The sequence below is a fragment of the Streptomyces sp. NPDC006711 genome, from assembly GCF_042869775.1.
Taxonomy (GTDB): Bacteria; Actinomycetota; Actinomycetes; order Streptomycetales; family Streptomycetaceae; genus Streptomyces.
On record NZ_JBIAGO010000039.1, the window covers coordinates 1 to 5638 of the forward strand.

At 72.7% G+C, this 5638-nt stretch carries 2 protein-coding genes; both read left to right on the plus strand.

Annotated elements, in window-relative coordinates:
- Window positions 1–1007 (plus strand): beta-ketoacyl reductase (locus ACFYM2_RS34680; RefSeq protein WP_388841863.1); only part of this gene is annotated, 1007 nt, incomplete at its 5' end.
- Between the two features lie 129 nt (window positions 1008–1136).
- The coding region (locus ACFYM2_RS34685; protein ID WP_388841866.1) for an acyltransferase domain-containing protein at window positions 1137–5638 on the plus strand (4502 nt) is incomplete at its 3' end.

Below are 5638 nucleotides of genomic sequence, written 5' to 3' on the forward strand. Positions count from 1 at the left end.
TCCTCTACTCCAGCGCCGCCGCCACCCTCGACGGCGCAGGCCAAGCCAACTACGCCGCCGCCAACGCCTTCCTCGACGCCCTCGCCACCCACCGCACCCACCACAACCAACCCGCACACTCCCTCGCCTGGGGCCTGTGGAACACCAACCACGGCATGGCCACCCACCTCACCCAAAACGACATCAACCGCATGAACAACGGCCCCCTCCTCCCCCTCACCACCACCCAAAACCTCACCCACTTCGACACCGCCCTCACCACCAACCACCCCGCCCTCCTCCCCATCAAACTCAACCCCCACCACCCCACCACCCCCCTCCTCCACCACCTCCACCCCACCACCCCCACCCGACCCACCGCCCACACCGCCACACCCACCGAAACCCTCGACCCCTCCACGGTGGAGCAGCGGCTCGCGCCTCTGGCCGATGACGAGCGTCTGCACCTGCTCGAGGACCTGATCTGTGTCGAGGTGGCGGCGGTGCTCGGCCACGCCGACGCCTCGTCGCTCACCGCGACCCGGTCGTTCCAGGACTCCGGCTTCGACTCACTCACGGCGGTGGAACTGCGCAACAGGCTGCGGAAGGTCACCGGCCAGCGCCTTTCGGCCACCCTGATCTTCGACTATCCGACCCCGCAGACGCTCGCGAAGTACCTGCTGGAGGAGATGCTTCCGGAGATCGAGGAGATCCGGGCGCGGCAGCAGGAGTCCGCTGGGGGCGAGGCGGACGAGGACGCGCTGCGTCAGGTGCTCGGTTCGGTGCCGCTGGCCCGGATCAGGGAAGCCGGCCTGCTGGACGCGCTGTTGGCACTGGCTCCGGCCACGGGCGAGGCGGCCGCCATCTCGACGCGGCCCACCGATGACGGCCCGGCAGGTCCGGCCGGCCAGGACGACCCGTCCGGCCAGGCTGAGCAGAGCGACCAGAGCGACGCGATCCTGGCGATGGACATCGACGATCTCGTCCGCGAGGCGTTCGAGCGCAGCGGCTCCGAACAGCCTGAGTGACCGCGCGGGCCCCGGCCCCGCCCGCCTTCGTCCCCGTCGGTCCCGCTCTTCGGGGCCGACGGGGGCGGGGCACTGCCCGGACGAAGCGTCTCAAGTCATACGAGCGACCGAGGAATGCGAGTGACGACCGTGGATACACCTGTCCAGAAGATCGCCGAGGCACTGCGCAAGTCGCTGCTGGAGAACGAGCGGCTGCGCCGGCGCTACGACGAGGCCACGTCGCCCGAGCCGGTGGCCATCGTGGGCATGAGCTGCCGTTTCCCGGGCGGTGTCGAGTCCCCCGAGGATCTGTGGTCGCTCGTGGACTCGGGCACCGACGCGATCACCGGCTTCCCCGACAACCGGGGCTGGGATCTCGACGGGGTGTACGACCCGGAGGGCGTACGGCCGCACACCAGTTACACCGGGCAGGGCGGGTTCCTGCACGGGGCGCCGGAGTTCGACCCGGCGTTCTTCGGGATGAGCCCGCACGAGGCGACCGCGACCGACCCCCAGCAGCGACTGCTCCTGGAGGTGGCCTGGGAGGCGTTCGAGCGGGCCGGGATCGATCCTCACGACCTGACGGGCAGTCAGACGGGCGTGTACGCAGGGGTCATGGCCACCGACTACCCGGTGCGTGTGGGCACGGTGCCCGAGGGCGCCGAGGGGTTCATGGTCACCGGCACGGACGGCAGCATCGTCTCCGGGCGTATCTCCTACACCCTCGGCCTTGAAGGACCCGCCGTCTCCATCGACACGGCCTGCTCTTCGTCCCTGGTGGCGCTGCACCTGGCCGTGCAGGCGCTGCGTCAGGGCACCTGCTCGCTGGCGCTGGCCGGTGGCGTCACCGTGATGTCCACGGCCCGTACGTTCGTGGAGTTCAGCCGGCAGCGCGGTCTCGCCCTGGACGGACGCTGCCGGTCCTTCGCCGACGCCGCCGCCGGTACGGGCTGGGGCGAGGGCGCGGGCATGCTGGTCCTGGAGAAGCTGTCCGACGCGCGCCGCAACAACCGGCGCATCCTCGCCGTGGTGCGGGGCTCCGCCCTGAACCAGGACGGCGCGAGCAACGGGCTCACCGCGCCCAACGGCCCCTCGCAGCAGCGCGTGATCCGCCAGGCCCTGGCCGACGCGGGCCTGAGCCCGGCCGAGGTCGACGCCGTGGAAGCACACGGCACCGGCACGGTCCTCGGCGACCCGATCGAGGCACAGGCGCTGCTCGCCACCTACGGCAAGGGCCGTCCGGCCGACGATCCGCTGTGGCTCGGCTCGGTCAAGTCCAACATCGGGCACACCCAGGCCGCCGCCGGTGTCGCGGGCGTCATCAAGATGGTCATGGCGATGCGCAACGGCGTCCTGCCCAAGACCCTGCACGTGGACGAGCCCTCCACGAAGGTGGACTGGGAGGACGGGGCGGTGGAACTGCTCACCGAACCGGTGCCGTGGCAGCGCGACCGCCCGCGCCGCGCCGGCGTCTCCTCCTTCGGCCTCAGCGGCACCAACGCACACGTCATCATCGAGCAGGCACCCGAGGCAGCGCCGGCCCCGGCCGCCGAGGCGACACCCGAGCCCGCCGCCGAGCCGGCGACCGCGCTGCCCTATCTCATCACCGCGAAGAGCGCGGCGGCGCTGCGCGCCCAGGCAGGACGCCTCGCCGAGCAGGTCGCGACGGGCCTCGGGGTGCGCCCCGCCGACCTCGGGTACTCCCTGGCGACCACCCGCGCCGCGATGGAACACCGGGCCGTGCTCGTCGCGGACGGCACGGACGCGCTGCTCGCGGGGCTGAGAGCCACCGCCAAAGGAGACACCCCCGACGGCCTGGTGACCGGCACCGCCGCCGGCCGCGCCAAGGTGGCCTTCGTCTTTCCCGGGCAGGGCTCGCAGTGGGCCGGTATGGCGCTTGAACTGCTGGACACCGCCCCGGTGTTCGCCGACCGCGTCCGCGCGTGCGCGGAAGCCTTCCGCCCCCACGTGGACTGGGACCTGCTCGCCGTGCTGCGCGGGGAGCCGGACGCGCCCACCCTGGAACGCGTCGACGTGGTCCAGCCGGTCCTGTTCGCCGTCATGGTCTCGCTTGCCGAACTGTGGCGTGCGCACGGCGTGAAGCCGGCCGCCGTGGTGGGCCACTCCCAGGGCGAGATCGCCGCGGCGTGCGTCGCGGGCGCGCTCTCCCTGGAGGACGCCGCGCGCGTGGTGACGCTGCGTAGCCAGGCCATCGCGCGCCGGCTGACCGGCCCCGGCGGCATGATGTCGGTGTCCCTGCCCGCCGAGCAGGTCGCCGAACGGCTGCGCCGCTGGGACGGGCGGCTCTCGGTGGCCGCCGTCAACGGCGCGGGTTCGGTCGCCGTGTCCGGTGACTCCGACGCCCTGGACGAACTGCTCACCGAGCTCACGGCCGAGGACATCTGGGCCCGCCGGATCCCGGTCGACTACGCCTCGCACTCCGCCCATGTGGAGTCCATCGAGCAGGAACTCCTCGACCTCCTGCGCGACATCACGCCCCGCGCCTCGCGCATCCCGTTCTACTCGACGGTGACCGCGTCACTCATCGACACAGGTGAGCTCGACGCCACGTACTGGTACCGCAATCTGCGCCGGACCGTGCGCTTCGAGGAGACGACCCGGGCGCTGCTCGCCGACGGCCACAGCGTCTTCGTCGAGGCGAGCCCGCACCCGGTGCTGTCCATGGGCATCCAGGAGACCGGTGAGGCGGCCGGGCGGCCGGCCGCCGCCGTGGGTTCGCTGCGCAGGCACGAGGGCGGCATGGACCGTTTCCTGCTCTCGCTCGGCGAGGCCTGGGTGCAGGGCGTGTCCGTGGACTGGGAGGCGGTGTTCGCACCGTACGCCCCTTCCTGGGTCGACCTGCCCACCTATCCGTTCCAGCGCACATCGTTCTGGCCGCGCCCCGACACCGGCGGTACGGACGTGGCCTCGGCAGGGCTCGACGCCGCCGACCACCCCCTGCTGGGCGCGGTCATGAAACTGGCCGACGCCGACGGCGCTCTTCTCACCGGCCGGATCGGCCTGGACACCCACCCCTGGCTCGCGGACCACGCGGCAGGCGGCACCGTGCTGCTGCCGGGCACAGCGCTGGTGGAGCTGGCCGTGCGCGCGGGCGACCAGGTCGGCTGCGGACGCGTCGACGAACTCACCCTGACCGCACCGCTGTTGCTGCCCTCCAAGGGCGGCGTGCAGATCCAGGTCTTCGTGGGCGTACCGGACGCGACCGGCCGGCGCCCTGTCTCCGTGCACGGGCGTCCGGCGGCGGGATCCGGCGAGACGCGCGACAACTCCGCTGATGACGAGGCGACTTGGACGAGCCATGCCACGGGGTACCTCGTACCCGAGCCGTCACGGATTGCGGCCCCGGACGCCACGACGGTCTGGCCGCCCGAAGGCGCCACCGCGCTCGATGTGACAGACCTGTACGAGCGCCTTGTCGAGCAGGGCTACGGCTACGGGCCCGTCTTCCAGGGACTGCGGGCCGCGTGGCAGCGGGGGGACGAGGTGTTCGCGGAGGTCACCCTGCCCGAGGGCGCCCGCGAGGAGGCCGCAAGATTCGGACTGCACCCGGCGCTCCTCGACGCTGCACTGCACGCGGCGGGACTCGGCCCGTTCGACACCCACCCCGAGACCGCCGGGACCAACGAGACCGCTGACGCCGCCGGAGTCAGGCTTCCCTTCAGCTGGAGCGGCGTGAGCCTGCGGGCGGTGGGCGCGGCCGCGCTGCGGGTACGGGTCTCACCGGCCGGTGACGACGCGATGAGCCTGCACCTGTCGGACGCGAAGGGCGCGCCGGTGGCCTCCGTCGACGCGCTGATCCTGCGCCCGGTACCGCTCGGCGGCCTGTCGGCGGCCCCCGCACCGCACCGCGACTCGCTGTTCCAGGTGGAGTGGCAGGCGGCGGACCGGCCGGCGCCCGGGCGGACGGTGACCTGGGCTCCGCTCTCCATGGACGAGGGCGACGCCGAGACCGTGACGGCTGCCCGGTCCGGTGTGTCCTCCGCCGCTCACACCGCGCTGCTCCCGGCAGGCGAGCCCGTACGCGCGGACAGCCCCGCGCACGCCGACAGCGCAGCCGGGGCAGGACCGCTCGCACCCGAGGTGTTCGTCCTCCCTTGCCCGCCGGTCGACCTCACCGACGCGGAGCAGGTGCCGCAGCGGCTGCGTGACGTGCTCGCCACCGTGCTCAGCGCGTTGCAGAAGTGGTCGGCCGAGGACCGGCCGGTCTCGTCCCGGCTGGCCGTGGTCACCCAGGGAGCGGCGGGCCCCGGGGATCTGCCGGTGGACGTGGTCGGGGCTTCGGTGTGGGGTCTGGTGCGCGCCGCGCAGGCCGAGACGCCGGACTGCTTCGTCCTGGTCGACTCGGACGGCACGCCGGAGTCGGCACGGCAGCTCGCCGCCGCCGTCGTGTCCAGTGGTGAGCCGGAGCTGGCGCTGCGCGAAGGCCAGATCCACGTACCCCGCCTCACCCGCGCCACCACCCCCACCCAACCCGCGCTGACCGGCTTCGAGGAGTGGGGACCCGAGGACACCCTCCTCATCACCGGCGGCACCGGCGGACTCGCCACCCTCCTCGCCGAACACCTCATCACCCACCACCACATCAAAAACCTCACCCTCGCCAGCCGCCAAGGACCAGACGCACCCAACGC